This is a genomic window from Leptospira saintgironsiae (genome assembly GCF_002811765.1).
GTDB classification, from domain to species: domain Bacteria; phylum Spirochaetota; class Leptospiria; order Leptospirales; family Leptospiraceae; genus Leptospira_B; species Leptospira_B saintgironsiae.
Genome location: NZ_NPDR01000001.1, coordinates 918,278 through 941,087 on the forward strand (window position 1 = coordinate 918,278; position 22,810 = coordinate 941,087).

General features: G+C 39.9%; 26 protein-coding genes. 12 read left to right on the top strand and 14 right to left on the bottom strand.

Annotation, left to right across the window (positions count from 1 at the left end):
- Window positions 1-64 precede the first annotated feature (64 nt).
- Entirely contained in the window at window positions 65-1,150 is a 1,086-nt protein-coding gene (locus CH362_RS04290; protein WP_100709070.1) for a fatty acid desaturase, read from the bottom strand.
- 113 nt (window positions 1,151-1,263) lie between these two features.
- Entirely contained in the window at window positions 1,264-2,547 is a 1,284-nt protein-coding gene (locus CH362_RS04295; protein ID WP_100709071.1) for a UvrD-helicase domain-containing protein, read from the bottom strand.
- Window positions 2,548-2,679: 132 nt separating this feature from the next.
- Between CH362_RS04295 and CH362_RS04300 the strand changes: the two genes are divergently transcribed.
- Complete coding sequence (locus CH362_RS04300) at window positions 2,680-3,186, top strand: GAF domain-containing protein (protein ID WP_100709072.1); 507 nt, start codon at window positions 2,680-2,682, stop codon at window positions 3,184-3,186.
- A 32-nt stretch (window positions 3,187-3,218) separates the two neighbouring features.
- On the opposite strand, the gene CH362_RS04305 is transcribed toward CH362_RS04300, so the two are convergent.
- On the bottom strand, window positions 3,219-4,121 hold the full coding sequence (locus CH362_RS04305) for a prohibitin family protein (protein ID WP_100709073.1): 903 nt from the start codon (window positions 4,119-4,121) through the stop codon (window positions 3,219-3,221).
- A 145-nt stretch (window positions 4,122-4,266) separates the two neighbouring features.
- Between CH362_RS04305 and CH362_RS04310 the strand changes: the two genes are divergently transcribed.
- Both CH362_RS04310 and CH362_RS04315 read left to right on the top strand, forming a co-directional pair.
- The gene (locus CH362_RS04310) at window positions 4,267-4,611 is read left to right on the top strand and encodes a hypothetical protein (RefSeq protein ID WP_100709277.1); all 345 of its coding nucleotides are present in this window, start codon (window positions 4,267-4,269) and stop codon (window positions 4,609-4,611) included.
- Between the two features lie 41 nt (window positions 4,612-4,652).
- Window positions 4,653-5,306 carry a DedA family protein gene (locus CH362_RS04315; protein WP_100709074.1) on the top strand — a complete coding sequence of 218 codons (654 nt, stop codon included), beginning with the start codon at window positions 4,653-4,655 and terminating at the stop codon, window positions 5,304-5,306.
- Window positions 5,307-5,313: 7 nt separating this feature from the next.
- Here the strand turns inward: CH362_RS04315 and CH362_RS04320 are convergent, their stop codons facing one another.
- Together CH362_RS04320 and CH362_RS04325 are read right to left on the bottom strand one after the other, a co-directional pair.
- Window positions 5,314-6,207, bottom strand: a complete 894-nt coding sequence (locus tag CH362_RS04320; protein WP_100709075.1) for a hypothetical protein — start codon at window positions 6,205-6,207, stop codon at window positions 5,314-5,316.
- Between the two features lie 44 nt (window positions 6,208-6,251).
- Window positions 6,252-7,070, bottom strand: a complete 819-nt coding sequence (locus CH362_RS04325) for a hypothetical protein (protein WP_100709076.1) — start codon at window positions 7,068-7,070, stop codon at window positions 6,252-6,254.
- Window positions 7,071-7,488: 418 nt separating this feature from the next.
- Here CH362_RS04325 and CH362_RS04330 point away from each other — a divergent pair, with 418 nt between their 5' ends.
- The 4 genes from CH362_RS04330 (at window position 7,489) to CH362_RS04345 (ending at window position 11,082) form a co-directional block, all read left to right on the top strand.
- A complete protein-coding gene (locus CH362_RS04330) occupies window positions 7,489-8,697 on the top strand; it encodes a DUF4785 family immunoglobulin-like domain-containing protein (protein ID WP_100709077.1) in 1,209 nt (402 codons plus the stop codon).
- Window positions 8,698-8,776: 79 nt separating this feature from the next.
- A complete protein-coding gene (locus CH362_RS04335) occupies window positions 8,777-10,114 on the top strand; it encodes an adenylate/guanylate cyclase domain-containing protein (protein WP_100709078.1) in 1,338 nt (445 codons plus the stop codon).
- Window positions 10,115-10,228: 114 nt separating this feature from the next.
- A complete protein-coding gene (locus CH362_RS04340) occupies window positions 10,229-10,567 on the top strand; it encodes an ArsR/SmtB family transcription factor (protein ID WP_100709079.1) in 339 nt (112 codons plus the stop codon).
- Between the two features lie 2 nt (window positions 10,568-10,569).
- Window positions 10,570-11,082: an SRPBCC domain-containing protein gene (locus tag CH362_RS04345; protein ID WP_100709080.1), complete on the top strand. Its 513-nt coding sequence runs from the start codon at window positions 10,570-10,572 to the stop codon at window positions 11,080-11,082.
- Window positions 11,083-11,147: 65 nt separating this feature from the next.
- Here CH362_RS04345 and CH362_RS04350 read toward each other — a convergent pair whose 3' ends face one another.
- Both CH362_RS04350 and CH362_RS04355 read right to left on the bottom strand, forming a co-directional pair.
- On the bottom strand, window positions 11,148-11,504 hold the full coding sequence (locus tag CH362_RS04350; RefSeq protein ID WP_100709081.1) for a DUF2200 domain-containing protein: 357 nt from the start codon (window positions 11,502-11,504) through the stop codon (window positions 11,148-11,150).
- A 50-nt stretch (window positions 11,505-11,554) separates the two neighbouring features.
- Window positions 11,555-11,995: a VOC family protein gene (locus tag CH362_RS04355; protein WP_208859523.1), complete on the bottom strand. Its 441-nt coding sequence runs from the start codon at window positions 11,993-11,995 to the stop codon at window positions 11,555-11,557.
- Window positions 11,996-12,145: 150 nt separating this feature from the next.
- Here CH362_RS04355 and CH362_RS04360 point away from each other — a divergent pair, with 150 nt between their 5' ends.
- From CH362_RS04360 to CH362_RS04370, 3 genes are read left to right on the top strand one after another with little or no spacing between them, the layout of a single operon-like run.
- The gene (locus CH362_RS04360; protein WP_100709083.1) at window positions 12,146-12,469 is read left to right on the top strand and encodes an ArsR/SmtB family transcription factor; all 324 of its coding nucleotides are present in this window, start codon (window positions 12,146-12,148) and stop codon (window positions 12,467-12,469) included.
- Window positions 12,462-12,941, top strand: a complete 480-nt coding sequence (locus tag CH362_RS04365) for an SRPBCC family protein (RefSeq protein ID WP_100709084.1) — start codon at window positions 12,462-12,464, stop codon at window positions 12,939-12,941. Before CH362_RS04360 ends, CH362_RS04365 begins: the two co-directional genes overlap by 8 nt.
- The gene (locus tag CH362_RS04370; protein WP_100709085.1) at window positions 12,938-13,354 is read left to right on the top strand and encodes a GFA family protein; all 417 of its coding nucleotides are present in this window, start codon (window positions 12,938-12,940) and stop codon (window positions 13,352-13,354) included. The genes CH362_RS04365 and CH362_RS04370 overlap by 4 nt, the downstream gene beginning before the upstream one ends.
- 61 nt (window positions 13,355-13,415) lie before the next feature.
- On the opposite strand, the gene CH362_RS04375 is transcribed toward CH362_RS04370, so the two are convergent.
- The 5 genes from CH362_RS04375 to CH362_RS04395 all read right to left on the bottom strand — a co-directional run bounded on the left by CH362_RS04375 (window position 13,416) and on the right by CH362_RS04395 (window position 17,798).
- Window positions 13,416-14,195 carry an aminoglycoside 6-adenylyltransferase gene (locus tag CH362_RS04375; protein ID WP_100709086.1) on the bottom strand — a complete coding sequence of 260 codons (780 nt, stop codon included), beginning with the start codon at window positions 14,193-14,195 and terminating at the stop codon, window positions 13,416-13,418.
- Window positions 14,196-14,225: 30 nt separating this feature from the next.
- A complete protein-coding gene (locus CH362_RS04380; RefSeq protein ID WP_100709087.1) occupies window positions 14,226-14,786 on the bottom strand; it encodes a dihydrofolate reductase family protein in 561 nt (186 codons plus the stop codon).
- Between the two features lie 236 nt (window positions 14,787-15,022).
- Window positions 15,023-15,889 (bottom strand): alpha/beta hydrolase, encoded by an 867-nt coding sequence (locus CH362_RS04385; protein ID WP_100709088.1) that lies wholly within the window; start codon window positions 15,887-15,889, stop codon window positions 15,023-15,025.
- 112 nt (window positions 15,890-16,001) lie between these two features.
- Window positions 16,002-17,084, bottom strand: a complete 1,083-nt coding sequence (locus CH362_RS04390; RefSeq protein WP_100709089.1) for a PA0069 family radical SAM protein — start codon at window positions 17,082-17,084, stop codon at window positions 16,002-16,004.
- 84 nt (window positions 17,085-17,168) lie between these two features.
- Complete coding sequence (locus CH362_RS04395; protein WP_100709090.1) at window positions 17,169-17,798, bottom strand: glutathione S-transferase family protein; 630 nt, start codon at window positions 17,796-17,798, stop codon at window positions 17,169-17,171.
- 367 nt (window positions 17,799-18,165) lie between these two features.
- Here CH362_RS04395 and CH362_RS04400 point away from each other — a divergent pair, with 367 nt between their 5' ends.
- A complete protein-coding gene (locus CH362_RS04400; protein WP_244280467.1) occupies window positions 18,166-19,167 on the top strand; it encodes a PAS domain-containing protein in 1,002 nt (333 codons plus the stop codon).
- Window positions 19,168-19,185: 18 nt separating this feature from the next.
- Here the strand turns inward: CH362_RS04400 and msrA are convergent, their stop codons facing one another.
- Window positions 19,186-19,815 carry a peptide-methionine (S)-S-oxide reductase MsrA gene (gene msrA, locus CH362_RS04405; RefSeq protein WP_100709092.1) on the bottom strand — a complete coding sequence of 210 codons (630 nt, stop codon included), beginning with the start codon at window positions 19,813-19,815 and terminating at the stop codon, window positions 19,186-19,188.
- A 233-nt stretch (window positions 19,816-20,048) separates the two neighbouring features.
- Between msrA and CH362_RS04410 the strand changes: the two genes are divergently transcribed.
- Window positions 20,049-22,280 carry a carbonic anhydrase gene (locus CH362_RS04410; RefSeq protein WP_100709093.1) on the top strand — a complete coding sequence of 744 codons (2,232 nt, stop codon included), beginning with the start codon at window positions 20,049-20,051 and terminating at the stop codon, window positions 22,278-22,280.
- Here CH362_RS04410 and CH362_RS04415 read toward each other — a convergent pair.
- On the bottom strand, window positions 22,273-22,680 hold the full coding sequence (locus CH362_RS04415; RefSeq protein ID WP_100709094.1) for a GreA/GreB family elongation factor: 408 nt from the start codon (window positions 22,678-22,680) through the stop codon (window positions 22,273-22,275). The genes CH362_RS04410 and CH362_RS04415 overlap by 8 nt on opposite strands.
- Window positions 22,681-22,810: the final 130 nt, after the last annotated feature.

Genomic DNA, 22,810 nt, shown 5'->3' on the forward strand with positions numbered 1-22,810 from the left:
TCTGGAAATCAGACTTGCTGGCTTCCCTTAAAAATCAATTCCCAATCGTTTAAAAATGAAATTTTTAAGTCGCAGCAGTTTCTAATTCAGGCTCTGACTCATCCTCATCGTTAAATGCTTCCGAGTAGGTCATCCATCTTCCGGTATCTGGATCCATCAGTTTACATTTGGATGTGGATTCCATATAGTCTTTCCAAACGGATTTTCTTTCTACCACATAAGCTCCGTAATGTACTTTGATCTCTTCCAAAGCCTGGCCCAATTTATAGAAAGGAATTTTCATATGAACATGATGAGGAGAATGGATGAAAATATTATGCATGAAGAAGTTCAGCAATTTGGGCACATGATAATTTACTGTTCCTCTCATTTGTCCGTAAAAAGGAGTCCAATCATCCGCCTCTTTCCAAGGAACTTCCGGACGAATATGATGCACATATACGGTAACTCCGATAAAATAATTCCAAGAAATAAAAGGAAGAAGCCAAACTTTTAGGAAAAACCAAGTTCCGAGCCCAAGATCAAATCCAGTCGGAGTGTTTCCCCCAAAATAGAAAACAGCGCCTGCAGAACCGAATGCAAATGTAAGCATTAACAATTTATCCCTGAGAGCTTCTTTCATTGGAGCTGTAAAAAGAACCATTCCTTTTAGCCAGATTTCTACCAGATAATAGATCCCTCCTCCTAATGCAGACCAGGAAAGTCTATGAAATGCCTTTCTGAATATTCCAAAATTTTTATATTGTTCAGGAGTTACTGGATGCCATACGAAATCACCTTTTACCTTGATTGTATGTCCGTGGTGAACTCTATTATGTCCATATCCCCATTGGTTATAAGCATGAAGAGAAGGAAGCATTGCGATCTGTCCGATCCAATAAGCAAGTCTTTCATTTTTGAATAAAGATCCATGGCAAGCATCATGGCCTATAATAAAAAGAGAAGCGGTGATCAATCCTGCAAATGCCCAAAGAAAAGGAAGATAATACCAAGTTTCTACATTCCAAAGCAGGAATATAGTGACCGAGAAGAAGAATAGATCTCGGATAAAATATGCGATCCCTAAATAAGCGGGATTGTCGAAGCTGCTGTCGGAGATAATTTCCCTTACGCTTCCAAGAGTTTCTTTCAGTTCTGTATTCTTTTTCATCTTGTATCCTTTGATTCCTTGAATAGGAGCTTTTATTTATGGATCGTTAGATGAGAGCATGTCCTTTGGACTTTGTTGCAGAAAAAGATCAGGATTTAAAATAATTCTCCGATTCAAGATTTGAAGATTGGAAGTTCGCTCTTAAAATAAGAGAAAAATAAGTCCTCTGCAGTTTCTCTGCCTGAACCTGTCTTTTTACCCAAGATGATTAGGCAGTCCTTGGCTCTAGATAGCCCAACATATAAAACTCTATGTTCTTCTTCTCTAATATGTTCTGGAGAATCTTTTCTGAGATTCCACCCGTCTGCTAAGTCCACAATTACAGTATGAAATTCTAAACCTTTGGCAGAATGGATCGTAAGTAAAAGCTCAGGTGGAACTCCCACACGCAAATATTCTCTGATCCTATGATTAGAACGACATAATATTTTTAATTCTCCTCCACTTCGCTTATACAATTCTCCCAAATAAGCAAATAGTTCCGGGATCTTATCTATTTTGAGCCTGGAAACGATTGCTTTTCCTTTTCTGTGAGCGATTACCTTCTTCTCTATTTTGTTCTTATTTTTAGAGATAGGTATGGAAGAAGTATCCACAATCTTAGGTAAGGATCTATAATTCGTGTTCAGGAATTTTCGAGTGCAAGGTTGGAACATTTTAGGAAAATTCAAAAAATTGAATATATCCGCTTTTCTGAAGGAATAAATTCCCTGACTGTCATCTCCAACAACCAAAATCCTGGATTGTTCCGATAGTAATTTTAAAAATCTAAGTTGTTCCGGATCAGTGTCTTGGAATTCATCTACTAAGATCCTTTTCAAACTTCTCTTTGGAATTTCTGTCCAAGATTCTCCATTTTCTAAAGAATCTAAAAACATTGTGACTAAATCGTCCAGGTCTAGTTTTCCTTCTTTTCGTTTGAAGTTTTTGTAATCTTCTAATAACGGGCTTTTCCAAGTTTGAGGAAAATCGGCAGGTAATGTAGAAGTTTCGATCAAAAGCCTATATGGAATCCCGCCGATGATATCCGATTCTTTGCGGAACCATTCTCTAAAGAATGAATTCTTTTCAGAAGAAGTTAGTATAGAAGATCTTTTATTTTTAAAATCAGGATGCCAGGTGATCAATGCTCTCAGGCAGAATGCATGAAATGTATGAACTCTTACTGAATCTATATTAGTTTTTTTCTTAATTCTTTCTCTGATCTCGCCCGCGGCCTTTCGAGTAAAACTTAGGACCAGTATTTCTTCTCCGCTTGTACCTTTAGAGAGTTCGTTTTGTACTACTCCTACTAAGGTGCTGGTCTTTCCGGAACCTGCTGCGGCGATTACTTGTAAAAATCTGGAATGATCTTGTATGATCTCTTGTTGGGCTTCGCTGAATTGGGAAATGTTCATGCAGAACCGTTTCCAGAATTTTGATCGTTGCGCGGAAATAATGGGATGTTTTGCGGAAAAATTTTGAGAATACTGAATTCTATGCTTGATCCGTATAAATTGGAAAAGGTTGTATTTGGTAGAGGGATTTAGGTGGCCGAATCGATTATCGTAACTGAAACTACGGATAGAAAAACATTATACCGGGAATTATATCCTCAATTGGAAAGTTTAACTCTAAATGAAACGGATCTGATCGCTAATCTTGCAAATATAGTCGGTGCCTTGCGCCAGACATTCCAATTTTTTTGGGTAGGTGTCTATTTCGTAAAGGGAGAAGAATTAGTATTGGGACCTTTTCAAGGTCCGGTTGCATGTACTAGGATTTCCTTTGGAAAAGGAGTTTGCGGATCTTCTTGGAAGAGAAAAGAAACGATCCTGGTCCCAGATGTGGAAAAATTTCCGGGGCATATCGCTTGCAGTTCAGAATCCAAATCCGAGATAGTGATCCCTGCGTTAGACGATTCTGAGAATGTATTCTTGGTTTTAGATGTGGATAGCGATCGATTGGATGATTTTTCCGAAACGGACCAGATCGAGTTGGAGAATATAGCCCGTTTAATCGAAAAATTATGGAATAAACAACCTTCCTCCGTTTGATCTTATCCGAAGGAAGGTATAGATATTCTTCTTTATTTATCTCCTGCGGAAGGAAGGTCCATAGCCTTAGGTCCGTCGGAAGGAGTATTTATGATCATAGGAAGAGAATCTTTTCCTGTAGGAACAAACAAAAGTTTTGTATTAGGATTTTCGAAAGCTTTTAGTTGGATATATTGTTTTGTCAACTGGGCTGCAATCATCTTCTGAGCTTTAGCTCTTGCTTGCGCTTCGATCACAGTTGCTTGTGCAGTTCCTTCTGCTTCAATCACTGTGGATTTTGCTTTAGCTTCTGCATGGATTACTGTAATTTCCGCGTCCTTCTTCGCTATATTAATCTCGAACTTCATCTGTTCCTGTTCTTGTTCTTTCGTAAGTTTACCTTCGATCGCGGTTAGGATTGGACGGCTGTATTCAATATCGTCTATGATCACATCATCTATTTCTACATGTTTTCCTCTTAATTTTTCTCCCAAGGCTTGGCGAATATCCTGAGAGACCTTAGGTGTTTCTTTGGAAATTTTGATCATACTATATGCGGATAAGGCGTTACGAACAGATGTCCTGAATTGAGGGCGCACCACTTTTTCGTAATAGTCCGGACCAATCTCTATTTGAAGATTAAAGATTTCTCCTGGAACAGGTCTTAGAATGACTGCGGCCACAACGTTAATGGTCAAATCGTCTCTGGTAAGAACGTCCACTTTCTCTTTGTACGAGGTCCATTGGGTTTGGTATAATACTACATCGTTCCATGGAGCGTAGAAATAAATTGCATTCGTCAATAGGTCCTTTTGTAACCCGCTTGTTAAAGGGTGGTATCTGAGTCCTGCTTCTCCTGGACGAATATTCGTGTAACAACCTGTTCCCGCGAATAAGCTCAGGGAAAGAAGGGCAGACAAACTCAAACTTTTTGTTATTAATTGAAACCTGGTCATATATATCTCCGTAGGACCTATCTATAGTTGGACCAGGTTCGGATTCGGAACGTTTCCTGATAGTCCGAAATAGGAATGGGCGACAGTGAAAAACGAATGTACGGAACTATTCTTTTGATTTGAATTGGTCTAACGGATGGAAGGCATGGAAGAAGATCTCCAAAACTTGCCTAAAATCAGGACCAGATTCAGAGGGGTTGTAGAATCTATTTCAATAGATCCCAATCCGGAAAAAGCAAGGATCTTGATCAAAGACATAAAACTGCTGGTTTCAGGCAGAAAGGTTATCTATGCTCAGGACTTTTATTATTCTTTTCGTTTCAGAAAACAGAATCTGAAACAGGGTGATCCAGTAGAATTTGATGCCAGGATCAGACCCGACAAGCGAGGAGTTTCCTCTGGAAAAATCCGTTTAAATTATCCTACAAAAATTTATAAACAAGGCCCAGATCAAGCAGGTCTATTTCCGGAAGTACGCTCTAACATTTGACTTCCCCGCTGGACCCTTGAATCTGACTCTCGGAGCTTAAATTGGAAACTATCAAATATCTTTTAGACTTCTTCTTACATCTTGAAAATCATTTGGATGCATTGATCGTTGCTTATGGAACTTGGATCTATTTGATCCTATTCTTGATCATTTTTTGTGAAACCGGTCTTGTTGTAACTCCTATACTTCCGGGAGATAGCTTGTTATTTGCATTAGGTGCATTTGCAGCCAGAGGAAGTTTAGATCTTAGTATCTTACTTATACTTCTCATTATTGCTGCGATCTTAGGTGATACTGTTAATTATGCGATTGGTCATTTGGCAGGAGATAAGATCCTCGCAAAGGAGAAGGTCCCCTTCTTAAATAAAAAGCACTTAGAAAAGGCTCATCAATTCTACGAAGAATACGGTGGAAAAACTATCATCATCGCAAGATTTATCCCTATCGTTCGGACGTTTGCTCCTTTCGTAGCAGGGATCGGAAGTATGACTTATACTAAATTCATTTTGTATAATATAGTCGGCGGAGTTGTCTGGATCGCTATTTTCTTATTCGGCGGTTATAAGTTCGGGAACCTGGAGTTTGTTCAAAGGAACTTCAAGATAGTTATTCTAGCGATCATTGTCATTTCAGTAATGCCTGCGGTGATAGAGTATATTAGAGAAATGAGAAAAACAAAGGCCTCGGAAAAATAATCGAAACCTATTGGCTACAATCCTTGGTCTTATTTAAACTTTTGACCAAGGGTTTATCCTTATAACGTTTAAATGGAGGAGGTTCCATATCCCTTGCGATATCCGAATCTCCACCTCTTCCTCCTGGACTGATCCCAACAGGTCCGAAACTAGAAGCAGGATAAAAACAAACTGGAAATTCCTTTGCTTCTTCTAATTTTTTAGATTTTTCATTCGTTTTGAAAACTTGGTCTTGTACTCGAACATAAAGAAGATTCGAATTCTCTGACCAACGTATCCTGAATTCAGGAGTTTCTTCCCATTTTGTTAATTGGAACTCAAAGTAAGATCTATCATAAGAAGAGGATTGTCCATTTACATCAGCTATGATCAGTGTAGGGGATTCTATTTCCAGATCCGATTTCAATTTTCCTAATATAATTGCTGCCTTCCCCCCATCTGGAGAAGGTACGAATTGAAAGATAGTTTGGTTTTCTTTTTGAAAATTTTTAGGTTCGAAGGAATGAAATCCTTTCGGGGACCAAACCGCAGGGAAACGAATTGATGCGCCGTATTCGTCATTTGTGCCTTGGATCCAAAACAAACGATTGGTTGCGGAATGGAAATAAACTGATCCTGGTAATGTCCAAGATCCTATTTCATAAGAATAAATTGGAGGATCTCCGGAATCGTTGCCGGGTCCTGATATTTCATAAATTCTAAATTTAGTTCTGTAATTCTTTTTATGAGTGGTTCCGCTTAAAGGATTCCATGCATCCTTCTCTTCGTAGATCACTTCAGTTTGGACTATATTTTTGCCGGTTTCAGACCAGCCTCTTTCGACCGCAAGACTTGCAGGTCTCCATTGTATTTGTGAGCAGTGGAATATTAATAAGGGGAGTAAGACGGTTAAAATTTTCATAAACGATAGCGCGCCGCTTTTTCGACGCGCTATTTTGGATTGGATTATCTCCAGCCTTCGTTTTTCAATTCACTGTGGTTCAAGTATAATCCGGAAGATCCTACAGAAGGAGCTCTCGTGTGACCTTGGAACTGAGTATAGGTAACGTTCGAGTTGAACGGCCAAATACCTTCGCTCTGAGTCAACGATGATTGGCAAACGCTAACTCCGCCCGACTTGTTATAAGCACAGGAAGAATGGAAAGCGACTGCGTAATCGTCCTCGCCTGGAAGAATCAGGGATGCACCAGCCATACCTTTATAACCTGGTACTTGGTATACAGTGATACCTGCAGTGTTGTTGTGGTTGTAAGCTCCACGAGCAGTTCCAACAATTAGGGATTTATCCATTGCGTTACCGCCGAATCCGAATGTAATACCATTCAGAGCAGAAGCAAGCTCGGATCCACCGGAAGCAGAAGCTAAAGCAGTAACTTTAGTTACATTATAACCTTTGCTAGAAGTAGTTCCACCTAAGTTAGATAACCAATACTCAATCGCATAACAACCCGCGCTATGACATACGATCTTGCAGGAATTAGATCCCTTGCAATATGTATTCAAGCCCGTAGTGATATTGGTCTGAGCTCTTGCCGATCCATAATTTCTTGGGTCAGAAGTTCCGTCGTATCCAACGAAAATTTTGCTTCCCGACACAGAGTTCGGTGCGCTTCCCCAATAATTATTCACGTCAGTAGTTCCCACTCCGTTGTGGTTGCTGTCAGACTTTCCGTGAATGAAAACCGTATAGGTTTGCGCAGAAAGTGAGCCAACAAATAACGATGCGAAAACACATCCCAATACCATACTTTTCCAATTTTTCATCTTCTCTATTCTCCGATCTTTTGGGAAAACCAAAACCTTAACTTTTGATTTTCCCGGTCTACAAGTATGGGGTAAGTGGCTTTTCGAGTCAAGTGATTGGACTTTTTTTAACATAACGGGTTGAATGTAAAAAAGTATACAAATCAAAAATAACATTATAAAATTATAATGTATAACGTACGCTACAATAGCATGCAGTGTTAGTTACAATTTATTTCCAAATAATTCTACATAAAATTGTAAGTGAAAAATAAGAAGATTGGCAAACCAAACAATAAGACCTAAAAGAATTCGTTCTAATAAAATTAGTCCAAAAGGGTTAGCCAATTTCTTCTTTAATGATTCTTAAAATAAAGGTTGAGAAAGGTCTCGCATTTCATATACAGGTGAGCCTGTACTGGGCATTGAAAAATTAGAGATGAGTCAAAAAAAAATTTTTATCTACCTTGGCATTATGATCGCAGCTGCCTTGGTTTTCTATCTATTAAGGGATGAAGCAGAAGAGAACGGTTGGTTCTTGTCTGAAGAAGAGAAAAAAGCAAAAGCTGAATGGATGGCGAAAGGAAGTCCTCCGGGTGGTGGTTCTGCATCGGACAATCCTGACTTCTTAGGAAGTCTAGATGAATCCATTCCTCCTGAAAAAGTTTTAAAAGATTATTTAGAATGGTCTGAGTATCCACCTAACTCGAGACCTTTGACAAAGTATAATGAAGATCTAACAAATCCGTATTTTATCCAACTTTCTCCAATTGCGATGGTGGATAAGCCTGAGGATAAAAAGCCAAACGGTTATTCTTGCAAATTACAACCTTTACAATGGGCCGCAATAGGTGTGAAAGAACCTCTTCATATCACCTTAGAATGTTTTAATACGAGTAATTTTGAAAAAGTTCCATTAAATATTCGTAATGTAAAACTTTGGAAAGAATTCGACGGCAATAAATTTGTGGCCCTTCCTCCTGACGGGAATGACAAGGGGATAGATGGGGATGCTCACGCTAAGGATAATGTTTTTACCTTCGAATGGAGGCCAACCTACAAGGATTGGGGAGACATGTTCATGGAAGTGGAGTTTGAATACACAAAAGAGAAGAAGCAGGGTAAAGTCCTGTCCTCCTTCTTCTCTTCTCCTTATCAACCTGCAGAATGGAGCGGTTACTTTTTGGATGTTCCGAGAGACGGTTCTTTGAGTATGAAAACTGGTGTGAACGTATTCAAGGCTGGGACTTATCATTTAGAAGCCAATCTTGTGAATGCAGGAAATGGAGATCCTATTGCCTGGGCGAGTTTCGACGGCAAATTGAATGCAGGAAGGCAAGAAGTAGAATTTTTGTTTTTCGGTAAATTGATCCGAGAAAGTGGGTATGAGGGCCCTTATGCCCTAACTCAATTAAGAGGTTATAGGGTAAATCTTGCAGTAGATCCGGATTGGTTTGGGCAGGGAGAAGAAGGAATGAGAAGGATCCTTGCCGCAAAGACCACAGAACCTGATAAAGAGTTAGTCGCTCCTTATAATAAAGACAACTATACTACCAAAGAATATAATTTGAATACATTCTCCTTAAAAGCTTTCGAGTCTCCGGAGAAGGACCAGAAGGTAAAACAATTACAAGACCTCGCACGTTAGTTGCAGATGACTGGATTTATTTGAAATAGGAATTCTTGTTCTTGAGCCGATATTAGGATGAAAAGAGGGCAACTTCGGAATGAAGAAAGTAAATGATATATATGATACGATTCGAGAATGGTTTCAGGCTAAAAAAATCACTAGTGGTCTGACTCAGTCCGAAGCAAGGCCGGTACGAACTACATTTTATACTCAATTGAGTATGCTTGTGATCCCGACACTACTAGTTTTCTCAATCTATTTTAATGAACCTCCTGAAACCCATACTTTCTCTTTTATCCATTATTTCCTTCTCATCATTCCGTTACTATTTGCCTTTTATTTATTAAGATTACGTTATTATAATTTATCTGCGGTAATTACATTAGTCGCTGTTAATTATCACCTTTTGGCGCTGACAATGTCTCAAGCGGATGATCCTGCACCGTTAGCGTTTTTACTTACTTCCACTTTGTCATTTCTAATGATCTCTAAGAAGTTTAATACTGTAAGGGTCGTAATCTCCATTTTGCCATTAGGGCTTTTTCTTTTTAGCCAGTATTATTATAAAGTTTTAGGTGGGCATGCGATATTTGGTCCACCGAGATGGGTAGTACCGGCCGAATATCTCATGCCCCCTCTGGTCTTACTATGTTTTACTTTTGTTCTGGTTGTTTACCAATTTGTGAAGGCGGTAGATTTGGCAGAGGCAAAGTTAACGGAAGAACATAAAAAGTCGGAGCAATTGCTTCTTAATATATTGCCGGAAGAAATTGCCCAAGAGTTGAAAGAGAAAGGAGTTTCAGAACCGCGCTTGCATCGCAGTGCAACGGTTTGTTTTACTGACTTCAAGGGTTTCACTCAGATTGCGGAGACTCTATCTCCTGCGGAACTCGTTGCCGAACTCGACCGCTGTTTCTCTTATTTTGATAGTGTAATGGAGAGAAATAATTTAGAGAAACTTAAGACGATCGGAGATAGTTATATGTTCGCGGGTAGTATCCCGGAATCGAATCGAACACATGCGGTCGACTGCGTAATGGCCGCTCTTGAAATCCAGGCTTTCATGAATCAAATGAAAGAAATCAAAGCAAACCAGGGCCTACCTTACTGGGAGCTTCGACTTGGGATCCACTCAGGCGATTTGATAGCAGGCGTAATTGGTGAGAAGAAGTTTGCTTACGACGTTTGGAGCGATACTGTCAATACTGCAAGCAGATGTGAATCATCTGGTATTCCCGGCCGTATCAATATTTCTGGCGCCACATACGAACTAGTAAAAGATTTTTTCGAATGCGAATATAGGGGTGCTGTGCCCGCCAAAAATAAAGGAGAGATCGAAATGTACTTTGTCAATGGTCTCCTTGCGGATCTTCGACGAGCAGGAGAAGATCGGATCCCGAACGAAGAGTTTCTGAGAAGATATAAGCAGCTTTGACACTTCCTTTATAGTCATACCGCGATTTTCCATTGCTTCTATTCAAAAAAGACGTTCAAAAAAGGATTGACATTTCTTTGTTATATAACTAGATGCTTATATAACAAACTTGCTATGCAAAATCTCGACTCTACCTTTGCTGCACTTGCTGACCCAACTCGCCGTGCGATTCTTATGCGTCTCGCAAAAGGCGACTCTACGGTCATGGAGCTTGCTAAACCCTTTAAAATGAGCCAGCCGGCAATTTCACGGCATCTCAAAGTTTTAGAGGAAGCGGGTCTTATCTCAACCACGATCAGAGCGCAGGAACGCCCGCGCAGACTTGAGACCGCACCTCTCAAAAAAGCCACTGATTGGATTGAGAAGTACCGCCAAATGTGGGAGAAGAACTATCAATCACTTGATGGGCTACTTGAAGAATTGAAGACGATGCAAACAATAGGAGATGAATAGAAATGAAAGCAGATCTAACAGAATTGAAGGTAGAGCTTAGAGGTGAAAGAGAAGTTGTGGCTACACGTTATTTTTCCGCGCCTCGTCAATTGGTATTCGATTGTTTCACTAAACCCGAGTTAATGCGTCGTTGGTTGACTGGTCCCGAAGGTTGGACTCTTGAGAAGATTGAAAACGATCTTAGGGTAGGGGGCAATTACCTATACGTCTTTGCAGATCAAAAAGGGATTCAAATGGGTGTTTATGGAAAATTTCTTGAAGTGATCATTCCTGAGAAATTTGCGAATAACGAAAATTATGCGACAGACATGTCCACCTTTAATCCGGAAGGCCCGACAAATCCAGATGCTACTGTAGAGTCTCGCACCTTTACAACAGAAGGAAATTTAACCCTCATGACTCACGTGGTCAAATTCGCTTCTGCAGAAGTGCGTGAGGCGGAAATCGGTGCAGTCGAAGCTTGGAAAGATATCTGCTTAGTGCTCGATAAACTATTGGCAGAACTTTCTGGATAAATCCAAACATTTAACGTCGCCATGTTGCATGGGCGCATGTTCGCCCATGCAGACAAAATGAATCTCTAAACAGACCCCCGTAATATTTTTTCCATGGCCTTTCCTTTGGCCAATTCATCTACCAACTTATCTAAATAGCGGATCTTCTGCATAAGTTTATCTTCTACATCTTCTACACGAATGCCGCATACCACTCCTTTGATCAGTGATACATTATCATTGAGATGAGGCGCCTGATCAAAAAATTCTTTGAAGTTCACTTCATTCTTAAGTTGTTTTTGAAAACTTTTAGAATCGTATCCAGTGAGCCAAAAAATGATTTTATCTACTTCTGCTTTTGTTCGTCCTTTTCTTTCTGCCTTTTGGATGTATAGAGGATAAACTTTTGAGAAAGACATAGCAAAAACTTTCGAATTTTCCATTTGATCTATTACCTTATTTATTTCTCGGCACTTGTTTCATTATTAAAACTTTATTTGAGTTCCTCGGCGAGTGCGATGATGAATCCTTCTGGGGTTCTTAAATAACATAGAAGATAAGTATCTTCGTACTGTTCCAATTTGCCGACGAGTGTAACTCCATGTTTTTCGAGTCGAGCGACTGTATCTTTGATATCCGTGACTGCAAACATCACACGAAGATAACCTATAGTATTGGAGGGAGCATTCTTTGGTTCCCGGCTTATGGCTTTCGGTCTGATAAATTTAGACAGTTCTAGTCTGCTATGCCCATCAGGTGTTTTCATCATCGCCATATCGACTTGCATTCCTTCAAGCCCTACAACATGGTCCGCCCAGGATCCTTCGACTCTCATTTGTCCTTCGAGCTCTAAACCAATTTCGGTGAATAGAGCAATCGTAGCCTCAAGATCTTCTACAACAATAGCAACATTGTCCATTCGTTTCACTGCCATTTTCTCTGATCCTCCGATCTGGCTAAGTATAGGCTTCGTATTTGCTTTGGCGGTCGATCCATTTATTGATCTATTTGTTGGTAATTTTTTAGGTATTCTAGTTGACATGCAGGCATTTACCTGCATATTATTTTCTTACAAAAGCAACGAATGGACGCTGATAATGTTTTCAAAGCGCTGGGAGATCCGACACGCAGAAAGCTTCTCGACCTTTTATACGAGAAGAACGGCCAAACTTTGGGCCAGCTCTGCGAGCACCTTGACATGACTCGGCAATCTACTACGCAACATATCGGGATCCTTGAATCGGCCAATCTGATAAGCACGGTTTGGCGGGGAAGAGAGAAGTTGCATTTTATAAACCCCGTGCCGTTGCATGAGGTCTACGAACGCTGGGTTAGAAAATTTGAACAGCAACGACTTAGTCTGTTGTATGACCTTAAAAAGGAACTCGAAGGAGAGAATAATGAGTAAAGAGAAGACGAGCTTTGTTTATGTGACTTATATCCGCTCGACACCGGAAAAAGTTTTTGAGGCAATCATGAAGCCGGAGATCACACGACTCTATTGGGGTCATGAGAATATTTCAGACTGGAAGCCTGAATCAACCTGGGAGCATGTACGTGCTAACGATCGTGTAGTTAATATTGTAGGTAAAGTGGTTGAGGTAGTACCTCCAACACGCTTGGTAATCACTTGGGCAAGTCCTTCTCAAGCGGATGATCCTGAAAGTTATAGTCGAGTGACATTTAACGTAGAGCCATATGAAGACATGGTGAAGCTAACAGTTCTTCATGATGAACTCGAAGCAGGTAGTGGAATGGCTAAGGGAATCCAACAAGGTTGGCCGATCGTTCTTTCTAGTCTTAAGTCCTTGTTGGAAACAGGGAAGGGTATCGATGTTTTTGCGAAACCTAAGTCTGCTTCCAGTGGAAGTCTTTCATGAGTTCACCATTTACTGGCGGATGTGCATGTGGTGCTATCCGTTACTTGACCAAGCATGAACCTGTCTTTCAAAATCATTGTCAATGTCGTGACTGCCAGCTCAGAAGTGGTACAGGACATGGTTCATACCTGACCTTTCCCGCTCGAGCTGAGATGACAATCACTGGCGAAGCAACTCATTGGGAAGTTGCGGGTGATAGTGGTAACATAAAGATACATTCTTTCTGCCCAAAATGTGGAACTCCCGTTTATCTACGTTTTGCAGCTATGCCGGATATGATTGCTGTTCATGCAGGAAGTTTAGATGAGCCTGGCCGTTTTGCACCTCATGTACTTACTTACAAAGTTCGAGGATTAGCATGGGATTCAATTGATCCTGGGTTGAAAGCATTTGAGAAGATGCCGACTGGTTAAAGCAGATATGCGCATGTTCGCCCATGCACGCACGCACACACATTTGCATGGGCGCACGCGCTTAATCGTTTATATTATTCAAATAGTTCAAAGCATAATTCTCTGCTTCGGATAAGTTTTTAATATCAGAATTATAAAGAGCCAATCTTAATTCTTGGTATAGCTTAACTGAACTCAGTATGCTGTCCTTAATTGATTTAAAATTATAACTAGGAACTGTGGATTTTAGTTTTTCAAGATCGATTGGATCAAGAATGAATTCAAGTTTCCGAACTCCCCGGGGAAGAGATTTGTTTTTAAGGTGAAGGAGAGGACCTAAAACAACATTTCTTACGAATGATAAAAAATCAATCGTCTCAAAATATTCTCCTCTTCCTAACTTTGTGCCTGCGTAATGTACCCAAACCCAAAATCGATCTTCTATCCATTGGAAATCTGGATTCGGCCATTGGGCTTTTGTTGATTCGAGGATGGATGGGATCTGTTTGTTATTCTTGTAAGTGAAGACTGGATTTTCGATCCGGTCTTTTAATTCGGAAAGCTGAATGAACTTAAAATCAACGTGAAGAAATGGATCTTCATACAGGCAAATTAATAGTCTTCTTTCTCCAACGTGTTCGCCGGTAAATGCCGATAGTAAAGTTCCGAAATTATTCGCGAAATCAATCATCTCTTTTCGCGCATAACGAATCCCATCTTTTAATACGATAACAAAGTCGATGTCGGAATATTCATCAAGCTCGTTGGAAATGAATGAGCCTGCTATTGCAACGCCTTCGATTGCGTTGTTATTCGAAGCAAACTCATTCACTTTCTTGATGAATAGATCTATCTTCTCCATATTATTTTTTGTGTATCATTGTCTTAACTTTTATTCAGGAGCATAACGAACAAAGATGCCTCCTGTAGCAAGGGTGCGAGATTCAAGTAGTTTGAGTTTTTTATTGGGAATTCCCTGATTGAACAAAAGTTTTCCCTTTCCTAAAAATGTAGGCGCAATGCATAGACGAATCTCATCAAATAACTCAGCTTTCAGTAAGGATCCGGATAAGTTGCCACTTCCGAATACAAACATATCCCCGCTGCCTTGCTCTTTTAATTTAGGAATTTCGACCGCAGCATTTTTTACGATTGTACTGTTGTTCCAGTCGGCAGTTTTGAGAGTAGAAGAGCAGACGATTTTTCGGATCCCATTCATAAATTTGGCGATTTCTCCTTCCGTCTTTTCTTCTTCAGCTTTGATCCAATAATCTGCCATTCCTTTGTAAGTAGTCGCACCAAACACAAGCATGTCGGCTGATCTTAATTGAGTGAGGCTTAACTCCTCAAGCTCTTGACCCCAAACAAGTTCATGGAAACTCAAGTCCCAGTGTGTCTCGCCCTCAAAATATCCATCCAAGGTGATTACATTCCACATTATCAGTTTTCTCATGACAGGCTCCTATAATATTATGATTTTATAAAGTTATGATTTCTCGAAAAGGGTGCTGATGGCGGTTATGCGAACGTTCGCGTATGCAGCGAGAGGCAGGTCCATCGGCGTTATTTACACATAGGCGTCGGTTCGCCCATCCACCCAGGGACAGAGCATGGCCGCATATGCGCCCATGCACAAATCCGGGCTAAGTGAGGTTGCCATACCCCGCTCAGAAAGAATTTTCCCTTTTATCAATGAGTCTGCAACCAGTTCACTAGATCGCCCAAAACTTTTGCCTTGTCCTGTGGGAGTTCATTCATTGTCTCGTGATACAATCCGTCATAAATTTTCATGGATTTGTCTGAAGAAGGGATCACTTTAAATGCTTCTTCTGTTCCGACAGAAAGTGCGATCGAATCTTCTTTTCCATGGAATAGATAGACTGGGAAATTAATTCGTGCTGCTTTCTCTAAGGCTTTTTCTTTTGAGTTCAAAAGGAAATCTCCTAAATAAGCTCCGACTGAACCGTGAACTAAAGGATCTTTTTTATAAGCTTCTACAACTGACTTGTCTCTGGATAATGCGTTTACATCTAATCCTGTTGGAACAGTAAGAGTAGGGAATGCTCCTGCGAGTAAACTTCCCGCACCTTTTTTAATATTCATTACTAAGTCTGTTTTAACTGCGATAGGCAATCCACTTAGAACAAGTCTGTCTAAACTTGCTTGGTGAGAAGGTTCTCCTGCGTAAAACAATGAGATCAATGCTCCCATGGAGTGTCCCATTAGAGTAACTTGTTTTACCCCTTCTTTTTGTTTTGCGATGCTTATCAGTCTGTCCAGGTCTGCTAAAAATTGGTTAAAATGAGTGACTACTCCTTTGCTTCCGCCTGATTTTCCATGGCCGCGAGCATCTATTAGATAAACATTATATCCTTTTCCGGCAAGTGCTTCGAGTAGATTATCGTATCTTTTTCCGTGTTCTCCGATCCCATGATGAACCACTAAGGTTCTAGGATTGTTTGCGTCTTTTGCGCGGTAGGCTCTATAATAGATGGATACGTCGCCGGCTCCTACAAAGGTTCCGTCTTCCAGATGGTAGTTTTGTTCCCAATTCATTCGGTAAATATCCGATCTGTCTGAAAAATGGGGAAGGAAATTTCTATCCAATCCGCTTCTTTCTTTCTACTATTTCGAACGAACGTAATGCCTGTGGTCTTCGTTACAGTCCTTATTCCGGAAATAGCCCTGGTAGGAATTCCTCATGTTTTTTCTTTTTCAGAAGATAACGAGTAGGAACTGCAAATAAGTCCTTTCTCAATTCTCTTCTTTTTGTGAGCCCAAACCTTTTGGTGGAGATCGAAAATCTTTTTTGGAGAAGTTCCGCATAATTCCCTTCTCCTCTCATTCTCTCTCCCCAAGTTGCTTTGTATAATTTGCCTCCTCTTGCTTCTGAAATGACTTTTAGGACTTTTTCTTTTTTGAGAGGGAAATGTCTGGTAAGCCAGTCCTCGAATAAAGGTGCAACTTCGAAGGGAAGTCTTACGAATACCATTCCGGCTGTTTCTGCACCAGATAAAGAGGCTTGTTCCAGTAGATGTTCCATTTCGAAATCGTTTATAAATGGAATTACAGGAGCAAATAATACCCCTGTTGGAATTCCAGCATCTGTAAGTTTACGAAGAGTTTCCATTCTTCTTACAGGAGCCGGGGCTCTTGGTTCTAGCTTGGACCAAAGTTCTTTATCCAAAGTGGTGATAGAAAGAAATACTTTCAAAATCCCTAATTTTCCCATTTCGGAAAGAATATCTATATCTCTTTGTATCAGAGAAGACTTGGTGATGATAGCTGTCGGCTGTTTGAATTCCAACATCACTTCCAATAGTGATCTTGTGTTTTTATAGATCCGTTCTCCTGGTTGGTAGGGATCAGTTGCGGTGCCTATCGTGATTGGTTCAAATGCCTGCTTCCTCTTTCTTAATTCTTCTGCTAAAAGTTTGGCAGGTTCCTTTTTCACAAATATTTTTGTTTCAAAGTCCAGTCCAGGTGAAAGATCCACATAAGAATGATTAGGTCTTGCGAAACAATAAATACAGCCGTGCTCACAACCTCTGTATGGATTGATACTTGCATCGAATGGAATGTCTGGCGATTTATTTCGAGTTAGGACCGATTTTGAATCTTCCCAAAAGAATTGGGTAGAAGGAGAGGATTCCTCTTCTAAGTCTGTCCTATCTTCTAACCAAATTTCTCTTTGGGTTTTATCAAATCTGCTGGGAGGGAGTTCTTCTGTTCCTCTTTTCTTAGAATTCATAAGATTGAATTCTAAGAAATACTAAACAAAAAACAAGCAAAAATATGATTGTGTTTTGTTGGAAGTCCTACAAAAAGATCTTACTTAGTTAATCTCTAATTTTGCTCCTTCTCCCCAAGATTTGTAAGAAGGTAAATTAGAGATTGTTTGCACATACTCGCTTGCTTTAGGCCCGAGCTTTACACCGTACGTTATAAATCTGGAAACTACAGGAGCATAGAATGCATCTGCTATGGAGAAGTTTTGGCCGAACAAGAAAGGCCCGCTGTAGGAATTCAAACATTCTTCCCAAAGTGTTTGGATCCTATCTATGTCCTTCTTTGCATCTTCAGGAACGGAGAAGTCGGACTTTCTGCCATGAAAATTCATACTTAGATTAGATCTTAGGCCTGTGAATCCTGAATGCATTTCTGCAGTTATGGATCTTGCCTTGGCTCTCGCGATTTGATCCTTGGGCCAGAGTCCCTTCTCCGCATATTTTTCTGCCAAATATTCCGCGATACTAAGGCTGTCCCAAACTCTTAGGTCACCGTCGTTTAAGACAGGGACTTTTTTAGAAGGGGAGTACTTATCGATTATGGCTGCGTATTCAGGTGTGAATAGTTTTAAGGAGATCTCTTCGAAAGGAATCCCAAATTGAGTGAGTAGGATCCATGGACGGAAAGACCAGGAAGAGATGTTTTTATTTCCGATTACAAGTTTCAGATCGCTCATAACTTAAAGGTCTCTCAAGGCGGGATGATTCTGCAAGAAAGTAATCCTTTCGAGTTAGTAAGTTTTTGTAGAGATTGATACATAGGCTTTCAATTGGTTTGCCTTTCTTTTGCTACAATTAGCTTCGAGAATTTACATGATCAAGTGTACATAATCCAGTGAAGCTTGGATGTCTTCATTTAACAGTGAAGACTTCTCCTTAGTATTCTAGGAATGGTTTGTAGGATTTTTTTAAAAAACCATGTCTTAAGTTATTAATAAGAAAGAAATCTTTTCGAAAAGAATCGAGCGGTTTCTTAGATACAAAACAAATCGGATGGATCTAAGCTTGGAAAACGTTAAAGAAATTATTCAAACACAAGAAAGTATGCCCGATATTTTGTTAATTTGTGATTCGGGCGGAAGGATCCTTCATATTAACGAGAATGGAAGGAAGATCCTTAGTATCGCTTCTATAGAATCTGCTAAGAGTATGAGTCTTACTGATCTTCTTTCTGAAACGGATCAAAAATATTTCGAAACAGTCATACTACCTAATGTAAGCAAGTCCGGAGAGTTTGAAGGAAGAGGACTTCATCTAATGAAGAAGGATGGGAGTTTCCTCCAAACAAAACAACATGCTTATCTAATGCCGGAAAAATCCTATCTATTCATATTCACGGAAGATAAAGAATCAGAAGCGGGGAAGAAGGAAGCTTTATACAAAGCATTCCAACAATCCCAGAACGGAATGTTCTTAACCGATAAAGAAGGTGTAATCCTTGCGGTGAACAAACAGTTCGAAAAAATTTCCGGCCTAAAAGAGAATGAACTTATAGGAAAAACCCCAAAAGCATTCCAATCTGGAGCAGGAGCATCTAAAACTTTTTATGATGAGTTCTGGGAATCAGTCCTCCAAGGTTCAGTTTCTATTTCTAATTCTAATCTTAAAAATAGTTTCGTAAAAGATTGGAAACAAAATGTTCTTCCTATCAAAGATCGTAATGGAGAAGTTTCCAGCTTCTTAAGCACTATCCTTGCTAATCCTGAACTTTCTGAGTCAGGAGAAGCAAAGAACAATTCAGATTTTGGGAAATCTCCATCTGATGCTTTCAGAAAATACGAAGGTATGGATCGAGAAGCTCTTATCGGAATTTTAAGAGATAAAACAAAACTCACCAAAAAAGAAACAGAGATCTGTGCGGGAATTGCTTCCGGTAAGGATAAGAGTCGGATCAGCGAAGACTTAAGTATCCATCCTGGGACTATGAAAAACCATCTCAAATCGATTTATAGAAAAACTATCGATTTAGAAAAAGAGATCCCAGGTCCAGAAAGAGATAAACTGCAAAGACTTACAATTTACCTCTTCCGTTTACTCGGAGAATGAGACACAGAGATTTTATTTTTAATCTGACTTAGTGCCCCAAACTTCTTTCACATAATCCTCTCTTCCGGAACCCTTTCTGTATTGTTTATAATGCGAAGGGTTCTTTTTATAATAATCCTGATGATATTCTTCTGCTGGATAAAATTCTGATGCAGGCAATATTTCGACGGCGATCGGAGAAGAAAATTTTTTAGAAGCTCCTATTTTATCCTTAAACTCCTGAGCCAATTTTCTTTCAGATTCATTCTTATAATAAATAGCTGCTCTGTATTGATTGCCTCTATCTGCGAATTGTCCTCCTGAATCAGTTGGATCTATCTGTCTCCAATATGTGTCCAAAAGTTTTGTATAATCGATTTTTTTAGGATCGTAAGTGATCAGCACTGATTCTCTATGTCCTGTTCTTCCATAACCTACATCTTCGTACGTTGGATTTTTCTCTTTTCCGCCAGTGTATCCTGAAACTACAGATATGACACCGGGTAGTTTTTCGAACGGTCCTTCCATACACCAAAAACATCCACCTGCAAAAATGGCTGTCTCCGTTTTCGGATTTTCTTTCGAGACAAGTATATTCGAAAAACTAAATATTATGAATATTATAAGTATGGATTCTAATCTTATAAGTTTGAACAAATTTGTTCTCATGTGGTTCCTCATAGTTTCATTTTTTTATGAATTTTTAATCTAACTATTCTTACTGATCACTTGTTCGTATTTTGATTTTTTGCAAAAAATCCTGGTAAGCACAAGTTATCTCAATTTTAGTAGTTATGGATACTTTCGACTGACGTCGGAAAAAGTTACGGACTTATCAACCGTTTCCAATTCTGGGTTTTTATTCTTAATAGAATATAATATGCCCGCCCGTGCGAGTATCGATGAATTTAAAAACAAAACAATTTCTTTCCAACCTTCCTTACGATCTTTCCTCAAGTATCGCAGTTTTTCTTGTAGCTATTCCTCTTTGTTTGGGGATTGCTCATGCGTCTGGAGCTCCTTTATTTTCAGGGATTATCTCTGGTTTTATAGGTGGGATCGTAGTAGGAACCTTCAGTAAATCCGCCTTAAGTGTCTCAGGGCCCACGGCAAGTTTGACTGCGATTGTTCTTTCAGGTATTAAAGATCTGGGAAATTTCGAAGCATTTCTTCTCGCACTTTTAATTGCGGGAATGATACAAACTTTGCTTGGGATCTTAAGAACGGGAGCCTTATCCGCTTATCTTCCTTCTGCTACGGTAGTCGGAATGTCTGTCGCGATCGGATTACTTTTAGTTATCAAACAATTACCTCACTTGATCGGTTATGACGTGGAGGAATTCGGGGTAGAAGAATTCGATATCACTAAAGAAGACGTAAACGAATCTTATCACGATCCTCACGAAGCAAAAGAGACGAACTCTCTCATGTTGCTTGTGCATGCGTTCCGGAATTTACAGAGTAATGTATTAATAATTGGGATAATTTCACTTCTATCTTTCTGGGTTTGGGATAGATATTTTGCCAAAAAATTCAAATATGTTCCTGCGTCTTTAGTGGCGATCATACTGGGAACAGGTTCGAATTTACTTTTAGGTCATCTTCTTCCTGGAGGAACTTTAACTCAGGATCACTTAGTTACTCTTCCCATTTTTAAAAATCCTTCTGAACTATTTGCTCATTTGGATTTTCCGAATTTCTCCTATTGGGACCAAGCTCCCGTATGGACCTTGGCATTGACGATCGCGTTTGCTTCTTCTTTAGAGTCATTACTTTCTGTTGAAGTGGTGGATAAACTAGATGAAGAGAATCGCAAAACTCCAATGTCCCAGGAATTGATCGCACAAGGTTTAGGGAATATGGCCTGCGGACTTGCGGGAGGAATCCCGATTACAAGTGTGGTAGTCAGAGGTTCAGTAAACGCTTCTTCCGGTGCAAAAACCAAATTTTCTGCAATCTTTCATGGTGCGTGGATAGGGATTAGTGTATTACTTTTTCCTAAATTTATGAATACCATTCCTTTGGCGTCTCTGGCTGCGATCTTAACTTTTACAGGTCTAAAACTCGCAAAACCTGCGATGTTTAAGCTGATGTTCCAAAAAGGATATTCTCAGTTCCTGCCATTCTTGGCCACTGTGGTCGTTACATTCTTCACTAATGTTTTGATCGGAACATTCTGCGGTATCTTGGTAGCCTTAGTTTTCGTTTTATATGAAGATCATAGAACTGCAATCTTTAGAGAAGAGCGTCATGGTAAGTTTAGAAGGATCGTTTTAGGGGAAAACTTAGGCTTCTTCCATAAGGCAAAGATCAAGGCGGTTTTAGAAAGTCAACCTTCTGGGATCACCTTGGAGATAGACGGAACTAGAACATTACATATGGATCAGGATATTAAAGAGCTGATCCACGAATTTAGAAAAAATGCCCACCGTAAAGGGATTACGGTGATCCTAGGAGGGATACCGAATATGGAAAATGATATCGAATCCTTGAAAAAAGAAATGAGCGAGTCTTATCAAAAATTATTAAAGAATAACCAAGAATGGGTGGAGGAGAGGACTGCAGAAGATCCTGAATTTTTTGCAAGACATGCAGAAGGCCAAACTCCTCAAACATTATTCATTGGATGCAGCGACTCCAGGGTTCCAGTGAATGTGATCACTAAGACAAATCCTGGAGAAATTTTCGTAACCAGGAATATCGCTAATGTGGTGTCTGTGGACGATATGTCTCTATTCAGTGTAGTTCAATATGCGATCGATGCATTAAACGTAAAACATATCATTGTTTGCGGTCATACCGGCTGCGGTGGGGTAAGGGCTGCTCTTCAAGGAAAGGCTGCCGGGCTCATAGACAACTGGATCACTCATATTAAGGATGTGTATCTGAAACATAGAGAAGAATTGGATGCTCTTCCTGAAGACAAAAGAGAAGAAAGGCTGATCCACCTGAATGTTGCAGAACAGGTAGTGAATTTATACAAGACCGGAATGATACAGAATGCTTTGGCGAAGTACGGATTTCCAGAGATACACGGTTGGGTTTATGATATCCGGAACGGACAGATCAGTGAAGTAGATTATAAGGACATTCTCTCCAAGGAACTTGGAGGATTGTACGGTTATTCTAAATAGCGGCCGGCTGGTAGAGTAGTTCTTGGACTCTTAGGTATTTGTCCATTCCATTGATCTCCCAACGAACTACTTCTCCTACTCTAGCGCCTAATACTGCAGAACCGTGAGCAGAGAATAAGGAAAGTTTACCGTTAGCAGAAGCATTTTCAGTATAATCGTCAGGATATACTAAGGTAAATTGGAATGCTTCTGCGTTTCCAAGGTCTTTAAGCACGAATTTAGAATTCATCGTGATCAGATCTTGGGGAACTTGATTCTGATCTATCTTTTTAGCCTTGGATAGCGTCTTACGTATAATTTCTAAAATGCTTGGTTGAACTACTGCTGCTTGGGCGGAAACCTCAAGGGTCGAAAGAATCCTTTGATGATCATTCCTAGAAAGAAATCTTTTGCCACTCATAACGCAGTACCTCCCCTATAAAACAAATCCGAAACTTACATATCCGCATAATGTACTCAAGCGTTTTTCCTTTTCTTGAATTTTACGAAAATTGCATTCGATTATGCGACATAGGATTTCTTCTTTCTTA

Bases quoted from the DNA above. Each gene is read 5' to 3' on its own strand.
- CH362_RS04290 (WP_100709070.1), bottom strand. From the start codon at position 1,150: ATGAAAAAGAATACAGAACTGAAAGAAACTCTTGGAAGCGTAAGGGAA.
- CH362_RS04295 (WP_100709071.1), bottom strand. From the start codon at position 2,547: ATGAACATTTCCCAATTCAGCGAAGCCCAACAAGAGATCATACAAGAT.
- CH362_RS04305 (WP_100709073.1), bottom strand. From the start codon at position 4,121: ATGACCAGGTTTCAATTAATAACAAAAAGTTTGAGTTTGTCTGCCCTT.
- CH362_RS04310 (WP_100709277.1), top strand. From the start codon at position 4,267: ATGGAAGAAGATCTCCAAAACTTGCCTAAAATCAGGACCAGATTCAGA.
- CH362_RS04320 (WP_100709075.1), bottom strand. From the start codon at position 6,207: ATGAAAATTTTAACCGTCTTACTCCCCTTATTAATATTCCACTGCTCA.
- CH362_RS04325 (WP_100709076.1), bottom strand. From the start codon at position 7,070: ATGAAAAATTGGAAAAGTATGGTATTGGGATGTGTTTTCGCATCGTTA.
- CH362_RS04330 (WP_100709077.1), top strand. From the start codon at position 7,489: ATGAGTCAAAAAAAAATTTTTATCTACCTTGGCATTATGATCGCAGCT.
- CH362_RS04335 (WP_100709078.1), top strand. From the start codon at position 8,777: ATGAAGAAAGTAAATGATATATATGATACGATTCGAGAATGGTTTCAG.
- CH362_RS04340 (WP_100709079.1), top strand. From the start codon at position 10,229: ATGCAAAATCTCGACTCTACCTTTGCTGCACTTGCTGACCCAACTCGC.
- CH362_RS04345 (WP_100709080.1), top strand. From the start codon at position 10,570: ATGAAAGCAGATCTAACAGAATTGAAGGTAGAGCTTAGAGGTGAAAGA.
- CH362_RS04350 (WP_100709081.1), bottom strand. From the start codon at position 11,504: ATGGAAAATTCGAAAGTTTTTGCTATGTCTTTCTCAAAAGTTTATCCT.
- CH362_RS04355 (WP_208859523.1), bottom strand. From the start codon at position 11,995: ATGGCAGTGAAACGAATGGACAATGTTGCTATTGTTGTAGAAGATCTT.
- CH362_RS04360 (WP_100709083.1), top strand. From the start codon at position 12,146: ATGGACGCTGATAATGTTTTCAAAGCGCTGGGAGATCCGACACGCAGA.
- CH362_RS04365 (WP_100709084.1), top strand. From the start codon at position 12,462: ATGAGTAAAGAGAAGACGAGCTTTGTTTATGTGACTTATATCCGCTCG.
- CH362_RS04370 (WP_100709085.1), top strand. From the start codon at position 12,938: ATGAGTTCACCATTTACTGGCGGATGTGCATGTGGTGCTATCCGTTAC.
- CH362_RS04375 (WP_100709086.1), bottom strand. From the start codon at position 14,195: ATGGAGAAGATAGATCTATTCATCAAGAAAGTGAATGAGTTTGCTTCG.
- CH362_RS04380 (WP_100709087.1), bottom strand. From the start codon at position 14,786: ATGAGAAAACTGATAATGTGGAATGTAATCACCTTGGATGGATATTTT.
- CH362_RS04385 (WP_100709088.1), bottom strand. From the start codon at position 15,889: ATGAATTGGGAACAAAACTACCATCTGGAAGACGGAACCTTTGTAGGA.
- CH362_RS04390 (WP_100709089.1), bottom strand. From the start codon at position 17,084: ATGAATTCTAAGAAAAGAGGAACAGAAGAACTCCCTCCCAGCAGATTT.
- CH362_RS04395 (WP_100709090.1), bottom strand. From the start codon at position 17,798: ATGAGCGATCTGAAACTTGTAATCGGAAATAAAAACATCTCTTCCTGG.
- CH362_RS04400 (WP_244280467.1), top strand. From the start codon at position 18,166: ATGCCCGATATTTTGTTAATTTGTGATTCGGGCGGAAGGATCCTTCAT.
- msrA (WP_100709092.1), bottom strand. From the start codon at position 19,815: ATGAGAACAAATTTGTTCAAACTTATAAGATTAGAATCCATACTTATA.
- CH362_RS04410 (WP_100709093.1), top strand. From the start codon at position 20,049: ATGAATTTAAAAACAAAACAATTTCTTTCCAACCTTCCTTACGATCTT.
- CH362_RS04415 (WP_100709094.1), bottom strand. From the start codon at position 22,680: ATGAGTGGCAAAAGATTTCTTTCTAGGAATGATCATCAAAGGATTCTT.